The 22526-nt window shown below is 59.7% G+C and carries 26 protein-coding genes and 1 tRNA gene; 11 read left to right on the forward strand and 16 right to left on the reverse strand.

Features of this window, described 5'->3' with window-relative positions; translation table 11 throughout:
* The first annotated feature begins 6 nt into the window (after window positions 1-6).
* Window positions 7-83, forward strand: a tRNA-Met gene (locus DES45_RS22190).
* 503 nt (window positions 84-586) lie between these two features.
* Here DES45_RS22190 and DES45_RS22195 read toward each other — a convergent pair.
* From DES45_RS22195 to DES45_RS22245, 11 genes are all read right to left on the reverse strand, one after another.
* Window positions 587-1057, reverse strand: a complete 471-nt coding sequence (locus DES45_RS22195) for a sigma-70 family RNA polymerase sigma factor (RefSeq protein ID WP_114772712.1) — start codon at window positions 1055-1057, stop codon at window positions 587-589.
* A gap of 579 nt (window positions 1058-1636) precedes the next feature.
* Window positions 1637-1792: a hypothetical protein gene (locus DES45_RS25295; RefSeq protein WP_170151602.1), complete on the reverse strand. Its 156-nt coding sequence runs from the start codon at window positions 1790-1792 to the stop codon at window positions 1637-1639.
* Between the two features lie 344 nt (window positions 1793-2136).
* Window positions 2137-2469 (reverse strand): response regulator transcription factor, encoded by a 333-nt coding sequence (locus DES45_RS22205; RefSeq protein WP_170151603.1) that lies wholly within the window; start codon window positions 2467-2469, stop codon window positions 2137-2139.
* Between the two features lie 194 nt (window positions 2470-2663).
* Window positions 2664-3428 carry a LuxR C-terminal-related transcriptional regulator gene (locus tag DES45_RS22210; RefSeq protein WP_114772718.1) on the reverse strand — a complete coding sequence of 255 codons (765 nt, stop codon included), beginning with the start codon at window positions 3426-3428 and terminating at the stop codon, window positions 2664-2666.
* Window positions 3429-3700: 272 nt separating this feature from the next.
* Window positions 3701-4030 (reverse strand): hypothetical protein, encoded by a 330-nt coding sequence (locus tag DES45_RS22215; protein ID WP_147282476.1) that lies wholly within the window; start codon window positions 4028-4030, stop codon window positions 3701-3703.
* Window positions 4031-4257: 227 nt separating this feature from the next.
* Window positions 4258-5001, reverse strand: coding sequence for a transglycosylase SLT domain-containing protein (locus tag DES45_RS22220; RefSeq protein WP_245571838.1), 744 nt, complete (start codon window positions 4999-5001; stop codon window positions 4258-4260).
* A 247-nt stretch (window positions 5002-5248) separates the two neighbouring features.
* Window positions 5249-6148: a CsgG/HfaB family protein gene (locus DES45_RS22225; protein ID WP_114772724.1), complete on the reverse strand. Its 900-nt coding sequence runs from the start codon at window positions 6146-6148 to the stop codon at window positions 5249-5251.
* Between the two features lie 96 nt (window positions 6149-6244).
* Entirely contained in the window at window positions 6245-6718 is a 474-nt protein-coding gene (locus DES45_RS22230; RefSeq protein ID WP_114772726.1) for a curli production assembly/transport component CsgF, read from the reverse strand.
* Window positions 6719-6754: 36 nt separating this feature from the next.
* Window positions 6755-7501: a hypothetical protein gene (locus DES45_RS22235; RefSeq protein ID WP_114772728.1), complete on the reverse strand. Its 747-nt coding sequence runs from the start codon at window positions 7499-7501 to the stop codon at window positions 6755-6757.
* 184 nt (window positions 7502-7685) lie between these two features.
* Window positions 7686-8060, reverse strand: coding sequence for a curli-like amyloid fiber formation chaperone CsgH (csgH, locus tag DES45_RS22240; protein WP_114772730.1), 375 nt, complete (start codon window positions 8058-8060; stop codon window positions 7686-7688).
* A gap of 68 nt (window positions 8061-8128) precedes the next feature.
* Window positions 8129-9250: a hypothetical protein gene (locus tag DES45_RS22245; protein WP_114772732.1), complete on the reverse strand. Its 1122-nt coding sequence runs from the start codon at window positions 9248-9250 to the stop codon at window positions 8129-8131.
* Between the two features lie 579 nt (window positions 9251-9829).
* On the opposite strand from DES45_RS22245, the gene DES45_RS22250 reads away from it, so the two are divergent.
* Complete coding sequence (locus DES45_RS22250; RefSeq protein ID WP_210210258.1) at window positions 9830-10417, forward strand: hypothetical protein; 588 nt, start codon at window positions 9830-9832, stop codon at window positions 10415-10417.
* A 156-nt stretch (window positions 10418-10573) separates the two neighbouring features.
* On the opposite strand, the gene DES45_RS22255 is transcribed toward DES45_RS22250, so the two are convergent.
* Together DES45_RS22255 and DES45_RS22260 are read right to left on the reverse strand one after the other, a co-directional pair.
* The gene (locus DES45_RS22255) at window positions 10574-10801 is read right to left on the reverse strand and encodes a DUF6894 family protein (RefSeq protein WP_114772736.1); all 228 of its coding nucleotides are present in this window, start codon (window positions 10799-10801) and stop codon (window positions 10574-10576) included.
* Window positions 10802-10903: 102 nt separating this feature from the next.
* Window positions 10904-11314 (reverse strand): hypothetical protein, encoded by a 411-nt coding sequence (locus tag DES45_RS22260; protein ID WP_114772738.1) that lies wholly within the window; start codon window positions 11312-11314, stop codon window positions 10904-10906.
* 356 nt (window positions 11315-11670) lie between these two features.
* On the opposite strand from DES45_RS22260, the gene DES45_RS22265 reads away from it, so the two are divergent.
* From DES45_RS22265 to DES45_RS22275, 3 genes are all read left to right on the forward strand, one after another.
* Complete coding sequence (locus tag DES45_RS22265) at window positions 11671-12117, forward strand: sigma factor-like helix-turn-helix DNA-binding protein (protein WP_114772740.1); 447 nt, start codon at window positions 11671-11673, stop codon at window positions 12115-12117.
* A gap of 135 nt (window positions 12118-12252) precedes the next feature.
* Window positions 12253-13242, forward strand: a complete 990-nt coding sequence (locus tag DES45_RS22270) for a carbohydrate kinase family protein (protein WP_114772742.1) — start codon at window positions 12253-12255, stop codon at window positions 13240-13242.
* The gene (locus tag DES45_RS22275; protein WP_210210259.1) at window positions 13211-14140 is read left to right on the forward strand and encodes a pseudouridine-5'-phosphate glycosidase; all 930 of its coding nucleotides are present in this window, start codon (window positions 13211-13213) and stop codon (window positions 14138-14140) included. The genes DES45_RS22270 and DES45_RS22275 overlap by 32 nt, the downstream gene beginning before the upstream one ends.
* 33 nt (window positions 14141-14173) lie before the next feature.
* On the opposite strand, the gene DES45_RS22280 is transcribed toward DES45_RS22275, so the two are convergent.
* Both DES45_RS22280 and DES45_RS22285 read right to left on the reverse strand, forming a co-directional pair.
* Entirely contained in the window at window positions 14174-15154 is a 981-nt protein-coding gene (locus tag DES45_RS22280) for a S1C family serine protease (protein ID WP_114772746.1), read from the reverse strand.
* 126 nt (window positions 15155-15280) lie between these two features.
* Window positions 15281-16180 (reverse strand): NAD(P)-dependent oxidoreductase, encoded by a 900-nt coding sequence (locus DES45_RS22285; protein ID WP_281024108.1) that lies wholly within the window; start codon window positions 16178-16180, stop codon window positions 15281-15283.
* Between the two features lie 156 nt (window positions 16181-16336).
* Between DES45_RS22285 and DES45_RS22290 the strand changes: the two genes are divergently transcribed.
* The 3 genes from DES45_RS22290 (at window position 16337) to DES45_RS22300 (ending at window position 17510) form a co-directional block, all read left to right on the forward strand.
* Entirely contained in the window at window positions 16337-16540 is a 204-nt protein-coding gene (locus DES45_RS22290; protein ID WP_147282478.1) for a hypothetical protein, read from the forward strand.
* A gap of 143 nt (window positions 16541-16683) precedes the next feature.
* Window positions 16684-16974 (forward strand): hypothetical protein, encoded by a 291-nt coding sequence (locus DES45_RS22295; RefSeq protein ID WP_114772750.1) that lies wholly within the window; start codon window positions 16684-16686, stop codon window positions 16972-16974.
* A gap of 224 nt (window positions 16975-17198) precedes the next feature.
* Entirely contained in the window at window positions 17199-17510 is a 312-nt protein-coding gene (locus tag DES45_RS22300; protein ID WP_114772752.1) for a hypothetical protein, read from the forward strand.
* A gap of 508 nt (window positions 17511-18018) precedes the next feature.
* Here DES45_RS22300 and DES45_RS22310 read toward each other — a convergent pair.
* A complete protein-coding gene (locus tag DES45_RS22310) occupies window positions 18019-18666 on the reverse strand; it encodes a GntR family transcriptional regulator (protein WP_114772756.1) in 648 nt (215 codons plus the stop codon).
* A 153-nt stretch (window positions 18667-18819) separates the two neighbouring features.
* Here DES45_RS22310 and hydA point away from each other — a divergent pair, with 153 nt between their 5' ends.
* The 3 genes from hydA to DES45_RS22325 are packed head-to-tail and all read left to right on the forward strand — an operon-like array spanning window position 18820 to window position 22446.
* On the forward strand, window positions 18820-20283 hold the full coding sequence (gene hydA / locus DES45_RS22315) for a dihydropyrimidinase (RefSeq protein ID WP_114772761.1): 1464 nt from the start codon (window positions 18820-18822) through the stop codon (window positions 20281-20283).
* Window positions 20284-20329: 46 nt separating this feature from the next.
* Entirely contained in the window at window positions 20330-21775 is a 1446-nt protein-coding gene (locus DES45_RS22320; protein WP_114772763.1) for an amidohydrolase family protein, read from the forward strand.
* Between the two features lie 8 nt (window positions 21776-21783).
* Window positions 21784-22446: an aspartate/glutamate racemase family protein gene (locus DES45_RS22325; protein ID WP_114772765.1), complete on the forward strand. Its 663-nt coding sequence runs from the start codon at window positions 21784-21786 to the stop codon at window positions 22444-22446.
* Window positions 22447-22526: the final 80 nt, after the last annotated feature.

Here is a 22526-nt window from a genome sequence, read left to right on the forward strand (position 1 = left end):
CCATGGCGCGGGGTGGAGCAGCCCGGTAGCTCGTCAGGCTCATAACCTGAAGGTCACAGGTTCAAATCCTGTCCCCGCAACCAACACACAAAAAAACCCCCGCCGGTCAAACCCGACGGGGGTTTTTGCTCGTCCAGACAACAAACACCAAAACGGACAAGCGCACAGAAAATACTTTCTGTGGTTGAGAGGCTTTCGCGACATGCCCTCACGCATAGCGTGACGATCAATTCGGACAACCGGCAATGCCCGGGACTGGCTGCCCCTCGCCTGCCCCGCACTAGGCCGTAGCGAGATGACCTACGGGCTCGTGATTACGACATTCTGCTGTCCGGAACCGCGCATCGATGCAGACATCGACAACCTTCTTGTTCCAGGTCGAGATCAAGCGTGATCGTGCAATACAGGTCGTCAGGCGCGAGGTTGTACAATCCTCCGCCTTAAGCTGGTGGAGCGGCGCCTTCTCGATCGGATCGTGTCCAGAACCCATCCGGAGGGGCCCAATATGAGCTCTCCTCCAGGGAGTGGTACACAATAGGCAGGACCGCGCCGATGAGGATGTTCCAGGCTCTCAATTGCCGACGGCTCACCCCACGTCCGTCACGGTCATTCCCATCAGTTCAGCCAATCTGGTGCGGGCCCGATTGACGCGGCTCTTCATCGTTCCGACCTTCACGCCCAGCACGGTCGCGGCCTCCTCGTAGGCCATTCCCTCCGCCCCGACCAAGATCAGTGCATCCCGGTGCTCGGGAGAAAGCTTCGCCAGTGCCGCTTCCAGGTTCCGCATGATGATCTTGTGTTCCTGGTCCGCAATCGTGATGAGTGTGCTCGAATACAGGCCGGCCCCATCCTCCACCTCCCTTTGTGTCTTGCGGTGGGCCGAGAAGTAGGCATTGCGCAGGATGGTGAAGAGCCATGCCTCCATGTTGGTGCCAGGCTCGAAGCGCTCCTGCCTAGTGATAGCCTTGAGCACCGTGTCCCGCACTAGGTCTTCCGCGCCGTCGATGCTCCTCGTTAGGTTGATCGCGAATGCCCGCAGCGGCGGGAGCGCCCGCAGGACGGCGTCGACGAACGCCTAGTCGACCGGCTCTGTATGGGCGCGGACGACCTGCGCCATTCGGTCCGCCGGACGGGCGAGGTGCTGCGGGAGCCCGATCGCGTCAGGGTTGCCGGAGAGAGGCCACAACTGCTCGCCCAGGTGGGATCGAACGACGTCATCGAGTGCGACGACAGAATGAGAGATCGGCTGGTGCATGATTGGGGCATGAGCCGACCGGCCGCCCCCCCGCAGGCGGGGGCGCAAGCGCGGGCAGATGTCCCAGCCGGTCGGCGATGCAGACGTGGGATCCGGGCAGGAGCACCCCGGATCGTATGCAGGCTGCAACAGGCTCTTGCGGTCATGCCGTTGCGACGAACAGCACCTGTCAGGCCGCGTGTCTCTCCGCCAAGATCCGGTCCGGATCGAGCGGCCCGAACAGGATGTCGGCTCACATGCCCTCGGGCCATTCCGGGTCGGGATCCATGCCCGATGCCTGGCAGCCGGAGCCCTGCTCCGTCCCGGTTCATTCGATCGCCCGCCCGGTGATGAATGAAGGAGCGTGGCATGGGGTATTGGGCCTCTCGTTTGCGGCAGCGATCATGGCTTCCCGGAGTCGGGCAGCGCCTGAGGCTGCTTGAGGCGGGAATCGCCGATCGCGGTCGTCAGACCCTCCTTGGCCCGGAGAATGGTCATGGCCCGCAGCAACGTGTCATCCACGCGCTTGGCAAAGCCGTGCATGGGAAATCTCACCATCAGTCTCCTCCTGAATGCAAGGGTGGCGGTGACGTCGCTCGGCCCTCCGGCGCCGGGGCAAAACGCATAATGTCTTCAATGATGGCGTCATCGAGCCGAGTGAGCAGAGCCTGCCACGCGGTGGCATCCGTTTACAGACCAGACGGAGCCCCATCTCTGCTCCTTTCAGGCTCAAGCTCCCTCGCCGACGGGCGCAGGGCCTCCCAAACCGGAAGAGTGCCAGGCAGGCTGCGCCTACGGTTGAGGTCGGTCCTTCCATCCAGCAGATATCAGATTTGAGCCAAGCAAAATCGGGTGAGGACCTGAGGAGGCAATCAGGATCCACGGTAGACGAGGCTGGAGGGCTAAGGTTCGTTCAGCTTATTGCGCACGGCGTGGAGTGCAAACTCGACCCCGGAGCGCAGGTTCAGCTTACGCATCGCGGAGGCACGGCGAGTCTCGACTGTCTTGACGCTCACCGCCCAGCGGTCGGCGATCGCCCGGTTGCTCTGTCCCTCCGCCACAAGCTGGATCACCTCACGCTCGCGTGCGGTCAGCGTGTCCGATGCCGTGACCTTGCCGCCACCGAGGAAGTCGTCGAGCAGGGTCTCGGCGACCTGTCGCGAGAAGCAGGGTTTCTTGCGAAGGAGCGCCTGAACGGCCCTGACAATCTGACTGTCTTCTTCGGTCTTCAGCACACATCCCCTTGCTTGAGCCAGCCCTGAACAAGCGATGCTGCCCTCTTAGAAGTCCTATGCTCTACCGGGGCGAAGTCTCGAGTCGAGTGAACGTCTCTTCTGGCCCCTGAGCGGTCCGCTGACGCACCCTCAGGTCGCGCTCGATCGGTGTAGCGTTCGACGGACGACCGCGAAACGGGACCAGGTCAATCCCGTTAAGATCGCAGCACTGTCTCTGTGCTTTCCGGCAGGTTTTCCTTAGCCCAGATAGCGGCTTGGGTGCGATTGGCAGCACCGATTTTTTTCAGGATGGATTTCAAGTGGTTCTTCACCGTTGCTTCAGCCACGCCGAAGTTTCGGGCAATGCTTTTGTTGGGTTCGCCGGCGCTGAGGCAACTCAGGATCTCCGTCTCGCGTGTCGAGAGCTTTCCGACGATTGGATTAGCCAGTTTCGTGCCCGAATCCGTGCTGCACTCCTCGGTCTTTCCTGCTTCAGTGGTTCCGTCGAGCAATGCGTCGATGAGGGAGTGCGGCAGCACCACCTCCCCCAGCATGACAAGTTCGAGCGATTTGATGAGAACCTCGCAGCCGCTCGCCGGCAAGCAGAAGCCATTAACCCCCGCATTGCGCCCCGAACGCGCAATCTCGAGGCTGAATGCGTCCGCTATCAGGACGACCCGAGCTCGGGGATTTTGGCTCTTGAGTCTGTCGATGGACTGAAGAACCTGCTCGAGGGGACCATTCCCGTCAATGATGAACAGATCAGGTGAAGGGCCGAGTGAGCCATCGAGAGACGGTTCTGCGGTGTATGCGGCATCGGACACTACAAAGCGAGTTCCGGCCAACAACTGCCTGAGGCCGAGGCGCACCAGAGGGTTGTTGCAGACCAGGACTGTTGAGACCTCTTTGTCGGATCCTGGGGCGGCGCTACCAACTTGGCCGAGTCTGCGAGCCTCAAAGTCGAATAGCTTCCCAGACATCTTCCTGCCCCCACACGTCACGCCACCGGGGCCTCACTAGGAGACGAAGGTGGCATCCTGCAAGAGCTAGACCTGTATTCCTACTACCTTAGAGGTATCAATCTAATCCAAAAGAGCGGTGCGCTGGAAACCTGACATTAGCTAATTGCGTGGAAACCGCACCTGTTGCAGGACCACAGAGTGACATGGCAACATGTCCTTGCTCTACGTCGGCAACCCGTCAATCCTCAAATGGGTCGACAACCTTTCATGAGCAAATGATCTCCTCCTTGTCAGCGCTCGATCTGCTGAATGCGCGTCTTTTCATTCGGCGTAAGCGGTGCCCTTGGGTGATGGAGTCGCGGACTGCCCCTCTGGAAGCGCTCCATTTTCATTGCTCTCGGCACGGGGATGACGGAGCCTGTTGCGTCTGGAACAACATTGTCATCCCACAGCTGGGGCGACATGATTTGGGGACCCCATCGCTCGAAGTCGTCGATGCAACGACGCAACTCGACAGGATCGGTCAGAAAGGTGCAATCGTTAACGTTGGCGGGGGCATCGTCCTGCGCTTGGACGGACGAGGCCAGAGCAATAAGCATGGAAACAGTTGCAAGGCGCACCGCAGTCCCTCCAGAGCCCCCGGCCTTCTCCATCCTCTTTAAAAGACGCGGAGCGGAGCGCAGGGTTCCTAGCCTCGAGGTCGAACGCAGGCAGCAGGATGGGAACTTTGCAGACTGCGTTCTAGGGCCTCACTGTCAGGGCCGTATCTGAAACCGCAGCATAGCTCCCGACATGGAGCGGAGCAATGCCGGCTTCCCGGATCCTGCCATCTCTAAAGAACAAGCGTTCAGTACATCTTTTGAACGATGCAAGTTGAGCCGAGGGAGTTCATCAGCGAACAGAGGGACTGCTCGCCACTAGCTTTTGCTTGCCGCTGCCCCCTGCTCCCTTTGCGTTGCTGAGCCTCGGCCTCGACTAGGACCGCAAGCTTTCTGTCCTGAAACGTAGTGGCTGGCGGGGGCCCTGCCGCACGTGTCATCGGCGCTGCACCGAACAGGGATGCACCGGAGACCTCTCTCGACGACGATGCCGGTGTGGATGCAAGGGCGCTCTGTGGAGCCCATTCCTGAACAGAACGCCCAGTGACGGCTAGAACATACGACCGGGTCTCGGCGGGCAGGTCGCCCCTCCCCGCAAGCCACGACTGCACGCGCTGCGGCCCGGCATTATACGCCGCTGCGGCTAGACCGAGATTGCCGAATCTGACCTTCAGATCCTTGAGCAGCTCGGCCGATTTGGGAATCGCCTGTGCAGGATCGAAGGGATTGACCAGTCCGCGCTCTGTGGCGGTCGCCGGCATGAACTGAGCGATGCCCATTGCTCCGACCGGACTCAGGGCTTGCGGATTAAAGCCGCTCTCCTGTCTGATCAAACGGGCGAAGAACCAGACTGGAATGTCGTTGCGGAGAGCCTCAGCCTCAATCAGGCCATGAACATCGTAGCCGCCCAGAACTCCCCACACCGGGCTGGAGGCGTCCGTCTGCCTGGATTGGACTTCGTCCAAAGCAGGCGCGCTGAGGAGAACGGCCACCTGGGGCCTCGCCCCACTTCTCTCCGCATCAACCGGCGAATTTTCACTGCGCCCACGGTCGAATGAAGCGCTCTGTCCGGTCGTCTCGACTTCTGTTGAAGCGACGCCACTGCCTTTAGCCGGCACTGGATCCGCTACCTCCGCCTGAGCGGATGCGGCAACGAGCAGCATAACGAGGATGGTGGTCCGGAACGGAGTCGTGCAGTGCTTCATCTTTTCACAAGCGCTTCGCCGCTCAGTCTCTGGGCTATCCGCGTACTTTCAAGGCGACCTCTTCGCGGGCCGGCACCTCGCCGACCACGGGATTGGGATCGTCTCGGGTCAGATACTCTGCGATGAGGCGGTCGCCTGCAGCCCGGTCACGGAATTTCCAGAGACCCTTTCTCGTCCCTTCCATGATCGTGGAGTAGACGGCGAGCTCGATCGCCTCGCGTACGGCCAGCTGCGTCGGCTCGTTCCGCGTAACGCCCGCCTCGAGTTCCAGAAGCTTATTGATGGCGACGTATTTGTATGTTCCGGCTGACGCACCGAATGAATAGATGGTCTTGGTCGTCGTGACGCTGCTCAGGACCTCGCCGGTCTGAACCGACACGATGCGCATCGCAACGGTCACGACGTCGCGGCGGTACTTGGTGTCGCCACCGATCCCGAGATACCGCGCTCCAACACCACCCGTGATCGTGTTGGCGTCGTAGGCGATGATGCCGCCTTCGATGATCAGGCCCGCAAAACGGATGGGGGGTAGCGGCTTCGCATTGTCTCCGTCGAACTCGGCCCGCGTCGCACGAATGAGCTGGCGCTCCTGCAGCAGATTTGCGAGGCCGGCACGTTCGATCACGTTGAACCAGTCGCCGCCCCCTGCGCGCCGCAGAGCGTCGATCAGAAACGCCGCACCACCCTGCGTCACGGCCCGGGAATATTCCGCGATAAGCTCGTTCGGCTTGTTCTGTCCGGTCAGGTCCGGAAAGTTGTAGACCGCGATGTCGACCTTGCGCGTCGGCGGGGGAAGCGTCGCGAGGTTCAATCCAGTCGGCGATGGCGCCGTAACCGTCGGGGGCTCCTCCAGAAGCTCGCGCCCGTCAGTCATGCAGCCGGACAGCAAGCCGGCAACGACTGCGGCTGAAAGCAGCTTTACGACCTTGTTCATCTGTATAGGAGCCCCTACGCCCTTATTTTTTTATGTACTCTATGCCAAGCTAAGAGAAGCTAAGTAATCCATGCTCTTTGCATGCTTAAGGAAGCATTAGGGCGTTGCAGGAACGACCACTTCCGTAACAGTCTGGCCATCGTTGATCGAGATTTCCACGTTGCCGCCAACCCTTCGGAAGTTGATCGTCGTGCCTTCGAAAGAGAAGGTACCGCTCTGCTGGGCGTTCTCACCGAAAATCGCAGAGGTGATCTGATTTGCGAGCGATCCGTAGAGCTGGCTCTGCAACTGCCGCGCAAAGATCTGACCCGGTGTCTGCTCACGCGAGGAGTTCGCGGCATTCATCTCGGACTTCAGCTGATTGAGCCTCTGCTCCTTGCGGGTGAATTCGTTCTGGGCCGTTGCACCGGATTGTAGCCACGACCCGTTCAGCGGCGAACCGCCGAAAGCAGGATTGGTCGGCTGGTAAGTCAAGCTGCCGGCATGAGCCGAGGCTGCAATGGCGCCCCCTGCAACAACGACAGCAACACGCGCGAGATGGCGCGCGCTGAATTGACAGATCTCGAACATTACTTGGTTCCCCCGAAGCCGATCATTCGCATACCACTACTTTGATGTAGGGACAAACGACGGCATCTGCGTAATGGATATTGGTCCCCGTGCGGCCCCAGTGACACTGACCTGTCCGGTGAGATTGTCGCCATACTGGGCGTAGCTGACATTGTGACCCGAGCCGACGATCTTCGCCGACATTGTATTATTGTTTCCGTCCTGAACGATGCCGAGCTGGTTGAAGCTTCCCGCCCCACCTCCATTCCCGCCGACGGAAGCGGCAAAGGCGTTGCCCGATCCGTACTGGCCGGTCACGACGACATTCCCATAGCCGCCGACGTTCAAGACCGCATCATTTTGGAAACCGGTCTGTTGCTGTTGCGTGCGATTTAAACTGCCGATCACGGTCGTCGACGCCGAGTTTTCGTTCCCGACCTGAACGATCCGTGACTGATTGGACGAGCCCTGGGTCGCCGCACGGGACGACAGGACGGAGAAAAGCGCACCTTCATCGAACAATGTCGCGGTTGCGGTTGAAGTCGGCATGCCCGTGATGGAGGTCCATAGCGGGCTCTCCTGCTGGTCGGAGACACCTGACGTCGTGTTGGCGACAGGCAGACCCGTGCTTCGCGACGGAGCAGGCTCATTGAGATAGACCGTCGCGGCTTGCCCTAGGCCGACGGTGGGCAGCGTGAACAGGAATACGCCCATCAACCCGGCGCAGCATAGACCTGTCCGGCGCACCCTCGTCTGCGGGCCGGCGATTGTCTTGCTCGCATCGAGAATCGTGGAAGCATTCATGAGCGCAACCTTCTGTTCAGTTCGCCAGCATATTAGGACAAAATATGCTCCGTGGGATATTCGACCTGGCTCGCTTTTGCCATATGACTAACGGTCGAGCCTTCAACTTGAGGGATGCAGCCGCGCGGTCGTGCCGCATAGAAACTGTTACAACAGAACATGCGCAGCCCGGCCGCCGCCATCTCTAGCCCGTCGAACCGGAGCCGGTCTTCTCGCACTCATACGTGCGTCCTCCAGCCTCGATCACCAGAATGGCCTTGTAATCTGCACCCGCCTCGAGGCTGATGGCCATCTGACCGAGGATGTTCGCCAATGGCGGCTTCGCAACGAAGCTTCCGCCTTGTCTCGATGTCACCGAACCTGCAGGCCCCCTCCTGGTGATCTCGAACCGATACTGGCCGGCGGCTTCGACCTCAGTCGCGACGAGTCCCTGGAAGAGAACCTTGCCGTCCGCTCCCTCGGCGGTCAGCTTGCATGACAGAGGCCCCGCCTGAGGATCCTGTGCATGCACCACGGCCACTCCTCCCATCATCAGAACAAGGATCAGACGAGCGAGCATCTGCGCGGCCCTTCCCAACAGCGAGAGGGTCACCCGCAGGTGACCCTCCCTTCACGAGCGTACAGCGATCACTTCTGAACGATGTTCGCCACGTTGTTCGAACCGCTCTGGGTGAGGGTTGCCTGATTCAGGGCTCCGGTCTGGGTGACGTAGCCCTTGTTCCAGCCGGCACCGCCCTGGGTGATGGTGGCATCGTGCCCGCTGCCGTCCTGGTTGATCAGGGCGTACTGGTTGCTGCCGGCGTACTGGTTGACCGTACCGTCGTTGAGGTTGCCCTTCTGGTAGATGTAGGCCGTGCTCAGAGTTCCGCCCTGGGTGATCGTCGCATCGTTCCAGTTGCCCTTCTGATCGATCAGGGCGTACTGGTTGGTACCAGCGTACTGGTTGATCGTGCCCTCGTTGCTGAGACCATTCTGAATCACGTAACCTGCGCTCCAGCCACCGCCCTGGATGACCGAAGCCTCGTTCCACCTGCCGGTCTGATTGATCACGGCCTCGTTGTTGCTGCCGGCGTACTGATTCACCTTACCGGTGTTGTCGTCGCCGTTCTGCAGGACGTAGGCCGCGCTCCAGCCGCTGCCGCCCTGCGTAATGTCGGCGACGTTTTCATCGCCGTCCTGGTTGATCTTGGCGAACTGGTTGCTGCCTGCGAACTGATTGAGCGAAGCTTTGTTGTCATCGCCCTTCTGGTCGAAATAGGCCCAGCCATTGGAGCCGAACTGCTTGTTGGTGATCAGATTGTCAGAGCTGCGATCACCAACCTGCTTGGCAACCATGGTGTTGTAGGAACCATCCTGCATGTTCACGACCTTGTTGTCGTGAGTGTAGTCCTGCTGGGAGATTTGAGCGCTGTTGTGGCTTCCCGACTGGTTGCTGTCGACGACGTTGTCACCGCGGTAGCCGATAAAGTACGTTTCACTCTTGCCCTGAACGACTTCTAGATTGTTGTTGTTGCCGCTCTGTTGGCCCTTCACTTCATGGGAAATGCCGTCCTGCTTGATGTCCGCTTTGTGGTAGCCGACGCCGCCCTGCGTCAGGTCAACGCGTCCGATCAAGCCTGACTGCAGGACGCTGGCATTGCTCTGAACGCCAGTCTGGTTGACGGTGGCCTTGTTGTCAGCCGCGAATGCCGCCGAGCCGATGAGCGCAAGGCTAACCCCAGCCGACAGCGCAATCAGATGCTTCTTCATTGTTCGAATCCCTGTGATTGTTCTGAGGCAGACGCGCCTCCCGATGCGTACTGGGACAGTATCCTCGTCCGCCAACGCTGCATTCAACTTACAGACACGCTTACATTACGCAACGGTTGTAAGCTTATATTCCAGGGATCATTGGGATCATCTTGTTTTCTGAATTTAGTACTTTCGTACTTCAACGATGGCCCGAAGGGGCCAGTGCGCCAATGGCTCGAAAGGGCCAGAACATTGTTCTATAGGCCCGGAGCAGCAGGCTTAACTCGTTGCTGTAACTTGGAAATATATCGGCTTTCACGATGAGGCGGAGAGAGCAGAAAATTTCGCCGACGTCCCTCACGCGGTGGGTCAAGGTCAAAGCTGATGCTGAATGGGCCGTTCTGCCTTCCGTAGATGTCTTGCAACCGGTCGCTGCAGGTGATGTATAGACGGCGGTTTATCTTTTCGATCCGCAAGCGGGAGAAGGCCTTGACCGGCACATCGTCCACTTACTCTTGTTGTCCCGAAGGCGGTTGGGATCTCTCGACGGTCTCAGGCAAATGCCGCCTGCCCCACGTGGGAGTCGTCGCCGGCTCCATGCTGCTGTTCCTGAGCCTGCACAGCGCAGCGTTTGCGCAGACAAACACCAGTCCGCCGGCGTCGAATCCTGTTGCCCAGGCGCGGCCCACCGCGTGCGACGTGGCATGCATCCGCGAGAATTCCGACCGCGCTGCCCGCTTCTGCGCCCCCCGCATCGAGGCACAGGCGCCGATCGACTTCGAATGGATCAACCGTCCCTTCGGAAACATCTTCCAGGAAGCGGAACCTTCACCCGAGAGTGCGGCCGCCGTTCGCTATCGTGGCGACTCGATCCGGTTCCTGAGCCCGCAACGGGAATGGACTCGCGTTTCTTACGAATGCGTTTTCGATACGGCTCAGGACAAGATTGCGGCCGTCAATGTCAGGCTCGGACGTTTGAATGCGCCGGCCGCCCCACCGCCGACCGCGCAAAGTGGGAATGCATCTCCTCAGCAGAGCGCTCCTCAGCCGCAACCCGGCCAGCCGTCCGGCAGGCAGCCGCTGAGCGCAGCCACTGCGGCCAACCGCCCGAAGACTAAGCCCGGAGAGCCGAGCCCAATCGACATTCTCCAGGTCAGCCCGCGCCCCGGCGAAGCAGCTCGGTAAGTTTAGGTACTGGAGTAAGTTTCAGCTGCACTGAATGCTGACCTCAAATATCCGATACGCGTGAATGGTCGACGGTTTCAGCACTCCCGCTTTCATTCCAAGAGTGCGCCCGACGGCACTCGCCGCGGGGGCTCTTTTGCCACCTCAACCCGCCCTTCAGTGCAAAAGCATCCCCAGATCCACTCGGTGCAGGACCTCGCCAGACGAACAGACGATCTCTAGCCGCCAGCCTAGCCAGTCTTCCTTCGTGCCGCTCAATTCCTGGCGCAGCTCCCGAATAGCCTTTGCAGCTTCGATTTTGGCAGTCTGCAGGTCAGGTACCTCGACTCCCGTATCGTCCAAGATCACGTCGTGATCGCTTACAAGATTGAAATAGAAGCGCATGAGATCCCTGCATCACCCGGATCGTCCAAAGCCTTGGTTGCCGCTTGCTCCTATCCCGTCGACCAGGGAATGCGCATCGAACCTTGGCAAAGCTACGATCACTTAACTACGGTGCTGCTCGTCGGCCGTGACCGGGACGAGATTCTCGACCGACACCCATCCGACATCGGGCCTTGGGCAGGGCACCAGATATGCGCGCCCCTCGTCCAGCTTTTCCACGCGACATGGAATGGCGCGTTGGTCGCCTGGGGGGCGGTAGACGACGATGGCGCCGATCTGCAGTTGGTCCCCCGAGGCGGGCCCCTGTGCCGACACTTCGGTCGCCTGCTGTGAACCGATGGCCGACGTTCCCGCTCGCAGGCGGTCCAGGGTCGCAATCGCCACGCGAGCCCGATCCCGGTAGCGCTCGCTGACGACCCTAAGAAGCGGACCTGGCGCCCGTCCGGGATACCAGGACACGCCTCCGATTTTTGCGAGTTCCTCCGCAACAGCTTCAATTTCTTCTTCAGTCATCGCTATTCTCTGGAACCGAGGCTGCACAATGGAAAAACGTTTACACGACCGATAGTCGTGAAACCGTTAAAACCGCCGAGCTTGGCATCGTAGGAAAGTTCGAATCCAGCAGTTATCTCCGCTGCCGGCCAAATTCCCGACCCGTCTTTTCAATCATAAGGATAAATGCATCCCGGAAAAGCACAACCGGTCGTCCCGCCCATCGCCGGCTCCTCATCCTAACAGCCGGCGCGGGTCTGATACATTTATGGAATGGCATCTCTCGAAACAAAAGCGTAGCTTTTCCGTTGCTTCTACCGAGAGTTCGGTCGGCCGAGATTTTCCTGCCTCACTCGACGTATTCGGGAGTTTGTCCAGTGACGACACTCAAGGAATTCGAGGAAGCCCTGCGCGAGCAGGGAATGAATATGGCTCTGGCAATCCTCCAGAAGCTTCGCGATCGGGACCGGACAAGGCGATCGATAACCCCAGGCCGACGCATCGCCGGGAAGAAGATGACGCCTGAGTTGGCCCGTCAGATCCTGGAACTGCATGCCACTACCGAGATGACCCAGCAGGAAATTGCCTTCAAACTTGGCGTCAATCAGGGGCGTGTGAACGAAGTCATCAAGCGTGGCAAGTGGCTCCAGGACGATCCGTCTGCTCCCGAAGCGGTAGCTCGCGATCGGGCCAAGGCTCGGATGTCGGGCTCGAAGGGTGTCGAGAAACCTACAAGGCGCTTGGAACGAACGGAGCGCCCGCGTCGGGAGCGGTCGCGAACAGTCACTGATCGGCAGCCCGAACTTTCGTTCGGAGACGAATGATAATCGATCCAAGAGCATCTCGAACCGCACCATGATGTTGACGTTCAAAGCCCCGCTGGATTCATTTGCAACTAAGTTGCATAGCGGGGTTTAAAGAGCCAATGGTGCACCCTATCGCATTGCAACGGAGGTGACTTGTTCACAGAAAAAGCAGCGCACGGAAAGGTGGTTTGTGTTGGTGGAGCAGCAATCGACCGTAAATATATCGCTCGTTCGCCCGTGACTCTTGGAACGTCGAATCCCGTAGATTCTCAGGTCTGCTTCGGGGGCGTGGCAAGAAATGTCGCGGAGAACCTCTCCCGTCTAGGCGTCTCCAGTTCGCTCGTCTCCGTGCTGGGGGACGATGAGAATGGCCGTGCAATCACAAGCCACTTAGGCGAATTGGGGGTCGGCACTCATTCCTGCGAATTCGCACGCAACGGTCGAACGGCCGAGTACGTCGCCGTTCTCGAACCAGGGGGCGACCTAGTGGTCGGTCTTGCCGACATGGCGATTTTTGACGCTTTTACGACAGATCTTCTCGAGAGCCGCTGGCCCGAAATTGCATCGGGTGAATGGATCTTCGCGGACTGCAATCTTCCCCAGGCCACTCTCGCGTCGCTCGTAAGGTTGGCAGGCGAACAGAGGCTCAGTCTTGCTATCGATGCAGTCTCTACCGCCAAAGCAAAACGCCTGCCGCAGGACCTTTCAGGAGTCGGCATTCTATTCCTCAACCTCGACGAAGCGAGGGCCCTCGTCGGGGAGGAAGAAAATTGCACCTCGTCCCTTGAAGATGCATCATCGGTTCTGCTCAGTCGCGGCGCATGCCGAGTAATCCTGACGAATGGATCCGATGGCTTGCTTGTTGCCGACAGCAGCATTTCGGTGCGGCTCGGGGCCGCCGAAGTGAAAGTCATGGATGTTACAGGCGCGGGCGATGCTCTCATTGCCGGCACACTCGCGGCCATGATCGCAGGCCATTCAGTGACCGCCGCTGCACAATACGGCATGATGGCCGCCCGGTTAACCATTGAGCATCCTGGCAGCGTACGGCCCGACCTCTCCGCTGCCTTGGTCGAAACTCGCCTCAAGCACCCGTTCGATGAGTCATGTCATGACGCAAGCTTTAACACACCAACTCGTTGACATTTCGCCCGAAGTGCAGGCTGCGATGGACGATGGACGTCCCGTGGTCGCCCTTGAGTCCACCATCATTACACATGGGATGCCGTACCCTCAAAACGTCGCCACCGCTCGCGACGTTGAGGCGGTTGTTCGCGGCGGCGGAGCTGTGCCGGCCACAATTGCAGTTGTGGAGGGTCGGATCAAGGTCGGCCTCTCGGCCGAGCAGCTCGATTGGCTCGGGACGGCGCAGGATGTCCTGAAGCTCAGTCGATCCGACCTCCCCTATGCCGTGTCGGCAAAGCGCCATGGATCCACGACAGTGGCTGCGACGATGATTTGCGCCCACTTGGCAGGAATCCGGGTTTTCGCGACGGGCGGGATCGGAGGCGTGCATCAAGGCTTCGAGGAAACGATGGACGTTTCTGCGGATCTGGATGAACTTGCACAGACGCCGGTCACGGTGATTTGCGCAGGCGCGAAAGCGATCCTGGATATTCCGCGTACGCTCGAATATCTAGAAACGCGCGGCGTACCCGTTGTCGGATACGAAACAGATGTCTTTCCCGCATTCTGGAGCCGGGCGAGCACGTTGCCCGTACCGATCCGGCTCGATGGACCTGAGGCAGTTGCGGACCTGATCCTCGCAAAGCAAAGACTTGGGTTGAAGGGGGCCGTCCTTGTGGCCAACCCCATACCCGAAGTCGACGAAATCCCGTTCGATGAGATGAACCGCTTCATCAGTACGGCAATTCAAGCCGCAAAGGCACGGAGCATCTCGGGCAAAGCCGTCACTCCTTTCCTTCTGTCTCACATTTATGAAATCACCAAGGGCCGTAGCCTTTCGGCCAACATCTCCCTCGTCCGGAACAATGCCGCACTTGCTGCACATGTGGCCGCGGCTCTTGCTCAGAGAGCCTGACAGATCCCGGACACATGACATAAAACGGGCTGTCTATTGCAGCCGCGGAGAGCGCATGAAGCGGGTGCGATCGGCTGACCGGATCGACACGTCAAATCGATCGCCTTCCCTATCCAGCGTCAGCGTGATGTCGACACCGGCTGGGCCAAGCGCCCAGATCGCCTGGTAGAAGCCCGAAAGGGAGGTCACGGGTTGACCCGCCACGGCGTGCACGAGGTCACCTGCACGCAGCCCGGCCCGTTGGGCTGGTGCGTCGCCAGCAAGACCGATGATTGCAACCTGACCGCCTTCGGCCTCGGACGCGTAGAGCCCAAGCCAGGGGCGTGGCGGCTGACTGACCCTGCCCAGGGTAAGAAGGTCGTCCAAGATAGGCTTCAGGAGATCGATCGGAACGCTCATGTTGAGCGGAACGATATGTCCGCCGTCCGCTTCATGCTGAAGCTGCAGCGAACCGATCCCGACGAGGTCCCCTCGCGCGCCTATGACGGCGGTGCCACCCCAGTTCGGATGCGCGGGGGCCGTAAAGATGGCGTCGTCGATGAAATATTCCCAATAGCCTGCAAATTCCTGTCGCGCGACCACGGTGGCGGCAAGAGAATGTGCGCTTCCGCCAGCGCCCGCGACGACAACGTCGGCTCCTGGGGAAAGCCGTCGGGAGTCGCCGAGAGGCATGACAGGAGAATTGAGGCTCTTATAAGCCTGAACCAGCCCGAAGCCGCTGGCATAATCATACGCCGTGACATGCCCCGCGACAGCGCGCCCATCGTTGGTTGTCAGCCAAACCTCCTCGGCTTCGGCAATCAGGTACCCGATCGTGAGGATTAGCCCGTCCTCACGGATAATGACTCCCTGTCCCGCACGCTCGACGCCCAGAGTCTGGGCCGTAAACGCATCTTCGGGCACATGAGAGCGCAGTGCTACGACCGAACTTAGCGCCTGTGCGAGGTCATAGGCCAAAGCGTCCGGGTCCGGCTGAAAGTTGGGCGGGATCCGCCATTCGTCCGACGAATGCATTGTGCACTCCTCCACTCGACCCTGTCCTGCTTTTCGGCTGAGGACAGGGGTCGTTCGACGGAGCCTGCACCTGAGCCAGAATTCGTCAAGTGCTGCGAGGATCAGAGCAGGTTTAGCCGCCGTTCCTCATGTCGCCTCACGAGGTGAGACCCCGTTGAGACCTGCGACGACGTCTGCAAGCATGGGCACGTAGTCCTCGCCATGCCCAGTGCCGACGGCAAGGGCGAAACTGTTCCGTACGGCCGCGCCCATGGGGTTCGCCAGTCCAGCGGCGTTGGCGAAGGACGCTAGATACGTCATGTCCTTCAAGCCATTGCGGATGGCGAACTTATGGGCGTTCGGATCCCGGTCGAGCACCCACTTGAAGAAGGTTTGATAGAATGGACAGTCCATTCGCCCTCCACGAATGACGCTGTCAAAGACCTGGGATGTCAGTCCTGCCTTTGCTCCAAGAGCCAACGCTTCCGAATAGAGCGCAGCATATCCCATCGATAGGAAATTGTTCAGGAGCTTCATGGTGTGCCCGGTTCCGGTAGGACCAGTGTGGACGACACGCGCCGCAAAGGCCTCGAGAACCGGTCTGGCACGCGCTACCACGTCTGGATCGCCGCCAACCATGACATCGAGGGTCCCGGCGTGAGCATCCGCTGGCGTGCGGCTGAGAGGAGCATCAATGAGGGTAATGTTGCTCTTTGCTAAATCGCCGGCCAGGCGGGTCGTAACGGACGGGTCGGACGTGGAGCAGTCGATGATCAGGAGAGGCTTTCCGGCCGCAACGAGTCCATCCGGCCCGGATATGACTTCTTGGACTTCAGGTGATCCAGTAACACAGAGCAGGACCACGTCCGATTGTAGCGCGAGTTCCCGGGCCGTATCGGCTTCTTCGGCCCCGCGTGCCTTGAGGTTCTCGACAGGCGCACGATTGCGGTGCCCCACGACGGTCAGGGGCCAGCCCTTGTCAACGAGGTTTCCGGCCATTCCGTGGCCCATAAGACCGACGCCGATAAATCCGATCCGTTCCTTCACCCGATTTTCCTCCCGAGCTTGCGTTGGCAGCCACGAATGCGGCACACTCGTTCTCATAATAGGATCGACTTCGAGCCTATGGGCCCTCGGCCGCATTTTCTCCCCCTTTTTCCATTGTATGATAGCAACGTTCTCGAAAGTCGAATGGTCTCAGCCATGCTGCCACGTTCCTTCATCGCCGTGCTGGCGATCGCGCTCGGTCTTCCGTTTCTGATCCTGCTCGCCCTCGTCTCCTCCGGTTCCGGGGTCAGTCCGAAGGCTCTCACGAGTGTTTTGAACATCCTCGTTCTGTCTTCATTCCTGATACTCATGATCTTTGAGATCAAACGGCTCGTCGATCAGCCGACGGACGGTCATTGAGATGGTCCGCAAGGAAGGCCCGCATCGTTGAGCCGGGAATCCTTTGAAGTTGTGGCTAGAGTTCTCGATACCCCAAAATAGTCGGAACCATCGTGCCGTCCGAGAGTAGAAAGCTCGAGAGTACGGAAGGCACAGGAGTGGGTATGGCCGAGATCATCGCGTTCGAAAGCCTGAGGAAGGGCGCCGAGCACTGTGAGGTCTTGGCTCTCTTCAGGCCTCGTGAACAACAAGCCGACATTCGTGACGGCCAAGGGGCGGCCTTCGATTTCCCGAGCGCTCGTCCCTTCATCACGGGTAACCTGAGCGACCTCTTCGAGCAGGCGAACGCTGTCGCGATGCGCCACTATGATGGCGACCAGCGTGTTCCCCGCGTCGTCGCGGATAAATGCCTAGAACTGCTGAAAGCTCTCGCCGATCACGCTCAACCGGAATAGGCCAATCAGCGCTCTTTTCAGCGGCCTTTCATGTTGCCGGACTTCCTCCACGGCAATTCAAATTGGCTGTAGCTCAGGCGAGCCGGCGGGCATTAGCGCGGCCGTTGGAATTATTTCATAGGCGGGTTGCTAACGTGCCGGCCCCCAGAACGAGAACCGTTTTGTCCCCGAACGCGTTGATCCAGCACAGTGGCATAAGGCCATGTCGCGAGCGAGGCTCAAGCGTGTTGAATTTCGAAAGCGTCGAAGAAGTTTGCGAAAGCAAGAACATCACCCTGGTCCTGCACCCGATCGTACGGAAAGCCGTCAAGGGATTTGAAGAGAGTTTCTATATAGGCCTGCGGTGCTTCCTGACAGGCGAATCCGACGGGCTGTACTTCCTCCCACTCGAAACCGGCGGCTATGTCCGCCTCGTTTTCTCGCACCGGCGATCTTGTGGAGGTTTCCCGATCCTGAGGGTCGATCCTCTCACACCTGAAGGCCTCGATCGCATCAAGGTTGCTTACGCTTCGGCCAGCAAGACAACCCTCGAATAACGCTGCGCTGAAACCACACCCGGTTTGCGCTGTTGATTCCGCAGCGGATCACGGATCCGCTCCAGAATCTGGAGGCGGCTGATGTATCGTGCGATAGGGTATTCTCTGATTGCTGCTGCGCTCATACTCCCTGGTTCTACACTTGCGGAGACTGGAGGTGCCGCTGCCGGCGCAGCGGCCGGCGGGGCAGCTGGTGCTGCAGTCGGTGGCCCCGTTGGGGCTGCCGTGGGCGCAGGCGTGGGCGGTGCTGTTGGCGGCGCAGCTTCAGGCCCAGACCAGCAGAATGTTACGATCGAGCACCGCAATGTCGATACGACGGGAAGTGTCGGCTGCTCGACCACGACAAAGCAGAAGACAGACGAGTTCGGTGATACAACGACGAAGCAGCGGACCGACTGCTGAGCATTCGACGGCTTAGCGAGCCCTGCAGGCGAGATGCGCATCACCTCGCCTGCCCCCTCTCATGTGGCGTGCGCGGACCGACCGCTTCCCTTCTTGGTAAAATATCCTAGAGCCTGCGCAGGTAGCGCAGAATGCTCTCCCGGACGTTGTCGAGGTGCTCGCGCATAGCCTGTTGGGCGTCAGCCGGGCGCTGCGCTAGGACGGCATCAACGATCGCCAGGTGCTCCCTGCTGCCAGGCAGAAAACGTTCGGGAAGACGTCCTTTATCGAACATTTTCGTCTTTGATCGGAGATCTGTGACATAGCGAGTCAGGAGCTTGGAGCCTGAAAGCTCCGCCAAAGTAGAGTGCAGGCGGTCATCGAGTGCCGTATGCTCCTCGGGGCTGGGTTGCTCACCCGAAATGAAGGCGAGTATGCGCTCGCGTATGATCAGAAGATCTCCCGTTTGACCGGCTTCCGCCGCTCTACCAGCAGCCTCGATCTCCAGAAGACGCCGCATGTGGAGAATTTCGATGAATTCATCGACCGACAACCGCCTCACTGTTGGGGTGAGGCCCGAAATTCGGGAGACGAGGCCTTCGTTGATCAGCTGTGCCAAAGCCTCTCGGACCGGCGTCCTCGAAACTCCTAGCTTTGCGGCGAGCATGTTCTCCTGCAATGGCGTACCAACTGGAAATGTGCCGTCGAGAATCATTTCTCTCAAGCGATGGTAGGCCGCCTGGCCGCGGGTCGCCGCAAGAGCTTCCTCATCCATCCGATGTCTCCATCCCTCTCCGAGAGCACCCACGCGGGCCATTCCGGCTGACAACTGACAAGTTTCCCTTGCTGGCGCTTTCCCAGTCTGCTTACAATACCGACTGTATACAAGCTGCATTGTCATACAATCCCGCGATCCGTGGAGGGTGTGGTGACCGGATACGATCTGGTGATCAGGGGTGGAAACGTGGTGACCACCGAGGGCGTGACGTCCATGGATGTCGCCGTTCGGGACGGCACGATTGCCGCTCTTGGGAAAGGCCTTCCAGACGGGCGCCACGAGATCGACGCGTCGGATCGATTTGTTCTGCCAGGCGGCGTCGACGCCCACTGCCATATCGAGCAGCTATCGGGCGGCGGGTTGATGAATGCCGACACATTCGAGACGGCTACTCGCTCCGCAGCATTCGGGGGCACGACAACCGTTATCTCTTTTGCCGCCCAGCATCGCGGCGATCGTCTCAGGAAGGTCGTTGAGGAGTACTCCCGGCTTGCGGAGAGGGGCGCTGTTACCGATTATGCGTTCCATCTCTGGATTTCTGATCCGACCCCTCAGACGCTAGAACAGGATCTCCCGCAATTGATCGAGGCCGGGCACCGGTCGATCAAGATTTTCATGACGTACGACCGTGTCCGTCTTCTGGACGAACAGGTGCTCGATGTCATGATGGTGGCTCGAAAGCATGGGGCTCTGGTCTGCGCTCATGCCGAAAATCACGGTATGATCAAATGGATGGCCGATAGGCTCGTCTCGCGAGGGTATCTGGCACCAAAGTACCATGGCGTCAGTCATCCTAGGGTCTGCGAAATCGAGGCCTTTGAGCGGTTGATCCGTTTTTCGCAGTTGCTTGACCAGCCCATCATGCTATTCCATGTATCGACGGCTGAGGGCGCGGCGGTCATCAGACGCGCTCGCGGAGAAGGCATCAAGGTCTTCGCAGAGACGTGCCCGCAATACCTGTTTCTGACAGCCTCCGACCTCGACAGGCCAGGTCTGGAGGGCGCTAAATGGATGTGCAGTCCACCTCCCCGTTCGACTGCGGATCAGGACGCTCTTTGGCGCAGCCTTGAACTCGGCGACCTCCAGCTGGTCTCATCGGATCATGCACCCTATCGATACGATGCTACGGGCAAGTTGTCCGGAGGATCGGAGGCAAACTTCAAGCAGATCGCCAACGGTCTACCGGGCCTTGAAACCCGCCTTCCGCTGCTCTTCAACGCAATGGTGAGCGAAGGCCGTTCGTCCCTTGAGAAGTTCGTCGACCTGACGGCCACGGCGCCTGCGAAACTCTATGGCCTCCATCCGCAAAAGGGCGCCATTAGAGTGGGCGCTGACGCGGACGTCGCTATCTGGGATCCAGATCGCGTTGTCGACATGACAGACGACGGGCTGCACGACAATGTCGGCTATAATCCCTACGCAGGCAAAAAGATTAAGGGATGGCCTGAAACGGTTCTGCGTCGGGGCGAAGTGATCATCTCGGACGGAAGATTGCAGGCCTCGCCCGGCTCCGGACGCCTTCAGTTGCGGAAGGTCGCACCTTCCATGCGCCCGACAGGCACTCTCAGCCCGGAATTCGATCCCGCCAGCAATTTCGGCGCCCACCTTCTATGAATCCTGTGACGCGCCTGCTCCCCCAAATGCCACCATTGAGCGAACCATGAACGAAAGAGTGACCGTCATCCGCGACGCCGCGTGGCTGGTGACCTGGGACGATGCGCAGTCACGGCATGTCTATCGTCAGAATGCCGACCTCGCCTTCTCATCGAAGGGGATCCTCCATATCGGCGAGCACTACCAGGGATCGTTCGATGACGAGATCGCTGGCACGGGCCTCATGGTGCTGCCAGGCCTTGTGAACGTCCACTGCCACTCGGGAGACGAACCGATCGCCAAAGGGCTCTTCGAGGATGTCGGCACGGCCGCACTCTGGGGAAACGCGCTATACGAGTACTCGGCGCTGATCGACGCCGATGACGATGCGAAGGCCGCCTGTCAGGTGGTGATGCTGGGCGACCTGATGAAAAGCGGGGTCACGACCTTGCTCGACATCGCCTCACCTCATTCGAAGTGGCTATCGCTCGCGAGGGATAGCGGTCTGCGCGCCTATCTGGCTCCTGGATTCCGCGAGGCCCGGTGGAAGATGGCCGGCAGCCATCGCCTGGATTACGAATGGGACCATGCACTCGGTCGGGAGCGGTATGCCGAGGCCTTGGCGTTCCTGGATCAAGCGGCGCAAGATTCCTCTGGCCGCATCAACGCCGTCATAACGCCGTCACAGATCGAGACCTGCTCTGAGGAGCTTCTCCAGGAGGCTGTTGCAGAGGCACGCCGGCGCGGAATCCCCATTACGATTCATGCGGCACAGACCATGGCCGAACACGAGGAGTTGTTGCGCCGGACCGGAGAAACAGCTCCGGCGATGCTCGAGCGCCTCGGGATTTTGGGTCCCGATCTCATTCTCGGACACTGCATCTTCATCGACCGGCACTCATGGACACGCCAAAGGATATACGGCGATCTCGATCGTCTAGCGCACAGCGGAACATCGGTTGCCCATTGCCCGGTGACGTTCGCACGGAGCGGCATGACCCTGGAGAGCCTCGGCGCCTATCGACGCGCCGGTGTGAATGTCGGGATCGGGACCGACAGCTATCCGTTCAACATGCTCGAGGAGTTGCGGGAAGCGATGATATGTTCCCGCATCGCTGGCCGTTCTGTGCACGATCTCGACACCGGAACACTTTTCGAGGCTGCCACCGTCGGAGGAGCGAGGGCTTTGAGACGTGACGATATCGGCCGCCTTTGCCAGGGTGCGAAGGCCGATTTGGTCCTGGTCGATCTGAATCACCCTGCGATGCAGCCTGTCCACGACCCGCTGCGAAATCTCATTCATTGTGCAGCAGAACGCGCAGTGCGCGACGTCTATGTGGATGGATCTCCGGTCGTCAGGTCTGGCCGGATCAGTAATCTTGATTACGACGGTGCAGTGCGCGAACTCCAGGATGCCCAAAAGCGCGCGGTTCGCCGGGCCGAAGCGGCGGATCCCCAATCGCGATCGATTGCGAAATTAGCGCCGTACTCTCTTCCGCTCGCACAGGTTTGAGCCATTCCATGGGACGGACCATTTACGTCATCAATCCGAACTCGTCAGAAACGGTGACCCGCGGGATCGACGCGGCGATAGCGCCGCTGCGAAGCGCCGATGGACCGAAGATTGCCTGCCTCGCGCTGAGCGAAGGGCCGCCCGGCATTCAATCTCAGCGGGACGTGGACGGGGTCGTCGCACCATTGCTTCGCAAGGCCACAGAGCTCGAGGACCATGCGGCAGCTTTCGTCATTGCGTGCTTTTCAGATCCCGGACTTCACGCCTTGAGGGAGCAGAGCAGACGCCCAGTGCTGGGCATCGCTGAATGTGGGGTTCTCACGGCACTGACGCTCGGCCAGAGATTTGGCGTCATCGCCATTTTGCCGACCTCGATCCCCCGGCACCTGCGCTACTTCGGCGCCATGGGCGTTACACAGCGTCTTGCGGGTGATCTTGCGATCGGTCTCGGAGTGGCAGAGCTTGCAGATGACGAACGTACCTTCGGGCGTATGGTCCAGGTCGGACAAGCACTGAGAGACACTCATGGTGCGGATGTGCTCGTCATGGGGTGTGCGGGCATGGCGCGCTTTCGGGCTTCCCTTGAGCAAGCCGTCGGCGTGCCGGTGGTAGAGCCGACGCAGGCCGCGGTCGTGATGGCCGTAGGACGCGTTCGACTTCAAGGCACGTGAGAGCCGGAGCTGCCTTGGATGCACACAACAATCTTCGACTGACTCTACTTCACTTCTGAATCTCTGACCTGTCTCGACGG

The sequence above is a fragment of the Microvirga subterranea genome, from assembly GCF_003350535.1.
Taxonomy (GTDB): domain Bacteria; phylum Pseudomonadota; class Alphaproteobacteria; order Rhizobiales; family Beijerinckiaceae; genus Microvirga; species Microvirga subterranea.

Bases quoted from the DNA above. Each gene is read 5' to 3' on its own strand.
- DES45_RS25295 (WP_170151602.1), bottom strand. From the start codon at position 1,792: ATGGTGAGATTTCCCATGCACGGCTTTGCCAAGCGCGTGGATGACACG.
- DES45_RS22210 (WP_114772718.1), bottom strand. From the start codon at position 3,428: ATGTCTGGGAAGCTATTCGACTTTGAGGCTCGCAGACTCGGCCAAGTT.
- DES45_RS22225 (WP_114772724.1), bottom strand. From the start codon at position 6,148: ATGAACAAGGTCGTAAAGCTGCTTTCAGCCGCAGTCGTTGCCGGCTTG.
- DES45_RS22230 (WP_114772726.1), bottom strand. From the start codon at position 6,718: ATGTTCGAGATCTGTCAATTCAGCGCGCGCCATCTCGCGCGTGTTGCT.
- DES45_RS22235 (WP_114772728.1), bottom strand. From the start codon at position 7,501: ATGAATGCTTCCACGATTCTCGATGCGAGCAAGACAATCGCCGGCCCG.
- csgH (WP_114772730.1), bottom strand. From the start codon at position 8,060: ATGCTCGCTCGTCTGATCCTTGTTCTGATGATGGGAGGAGTGGCCGTG.
- DES45_RS22245 (WP_114772732.1), bottom strand. From the start codon at position 9,250: ATGAAGAAGCATCTGATTGCGCTGTCGGCTGGGGTTAGCCTTGCGCTC.
- DES45_RS22250 (WP_210210258.1), top strand. From the start codon at position 9,830: ATGCTGCTGTTCCTGAGCCTGCACAGCGCAGCGTTTGCGCAGACAAAC.
- DES45_RS22255 (WP_114772736.1), bottom strand. From the start codon at position 10,801: ATGCGCTTCTATTTCAATCTTGTAAGCGATCACGACGTGATCTTGGAC.
- DES45_RS22260 (WP_114772738.1), bottom strand. From the start codon at position 11,314: ATGACTGAAGAAGAAATTGAAGCTGTTGCGGAGGAACTCGCAAAAATC.
- DES45_RS22275 (WP_210210259.1), top strand. From the start codon at position 13,211: ATGACGCAAGCTTTAACACACCAACTCGTTGACATTTCGCCCGAAGTG.
- DES45_RS22280 (WP_114772746.1), bottom strand. From the start codon at position 15,154: ATGCATTCGTCGGACGAATGGCGGATCCCGCCCAACTTTCAGCCGGAC.
- DES45_RS22290 (WP_147282478.1), top strand. From the start codon at position 16,337: ATGCTGCCACGTTCCTTCATCGCCGTGCTGGCGATCGCGCTCGGTCTT.
- DES45_RS22295 (WP_114772750.1), top strand. From the start codon at position 16,684: ATGGCCGAGATCATCGCGTTCGAAAGCCTGAGGAAGGGCGCCGAGCAC.
- DES45_RS22310 (WP_114772756.1), bottom strand. From the start codon at position 18,666: ATGGATGAGGAAGCTCTTGCGGCGACCCGCGGCCAGGCGGCCTACCAT.
- DES45_RS22320 (WP_114772763.1), top strand. From the start codon at position 20,330: ATGAACGAAAGAGTGACCGTCATCCGCGACGCCGCGTGGCTGGTGACC.
- DES45_RS22325 (WP_114772765.1), top strand. From the start codon at position 21,784: ATGGGACGGACCATTTACGTCATCAATCCGAACTCGTCAGAAACGGTG.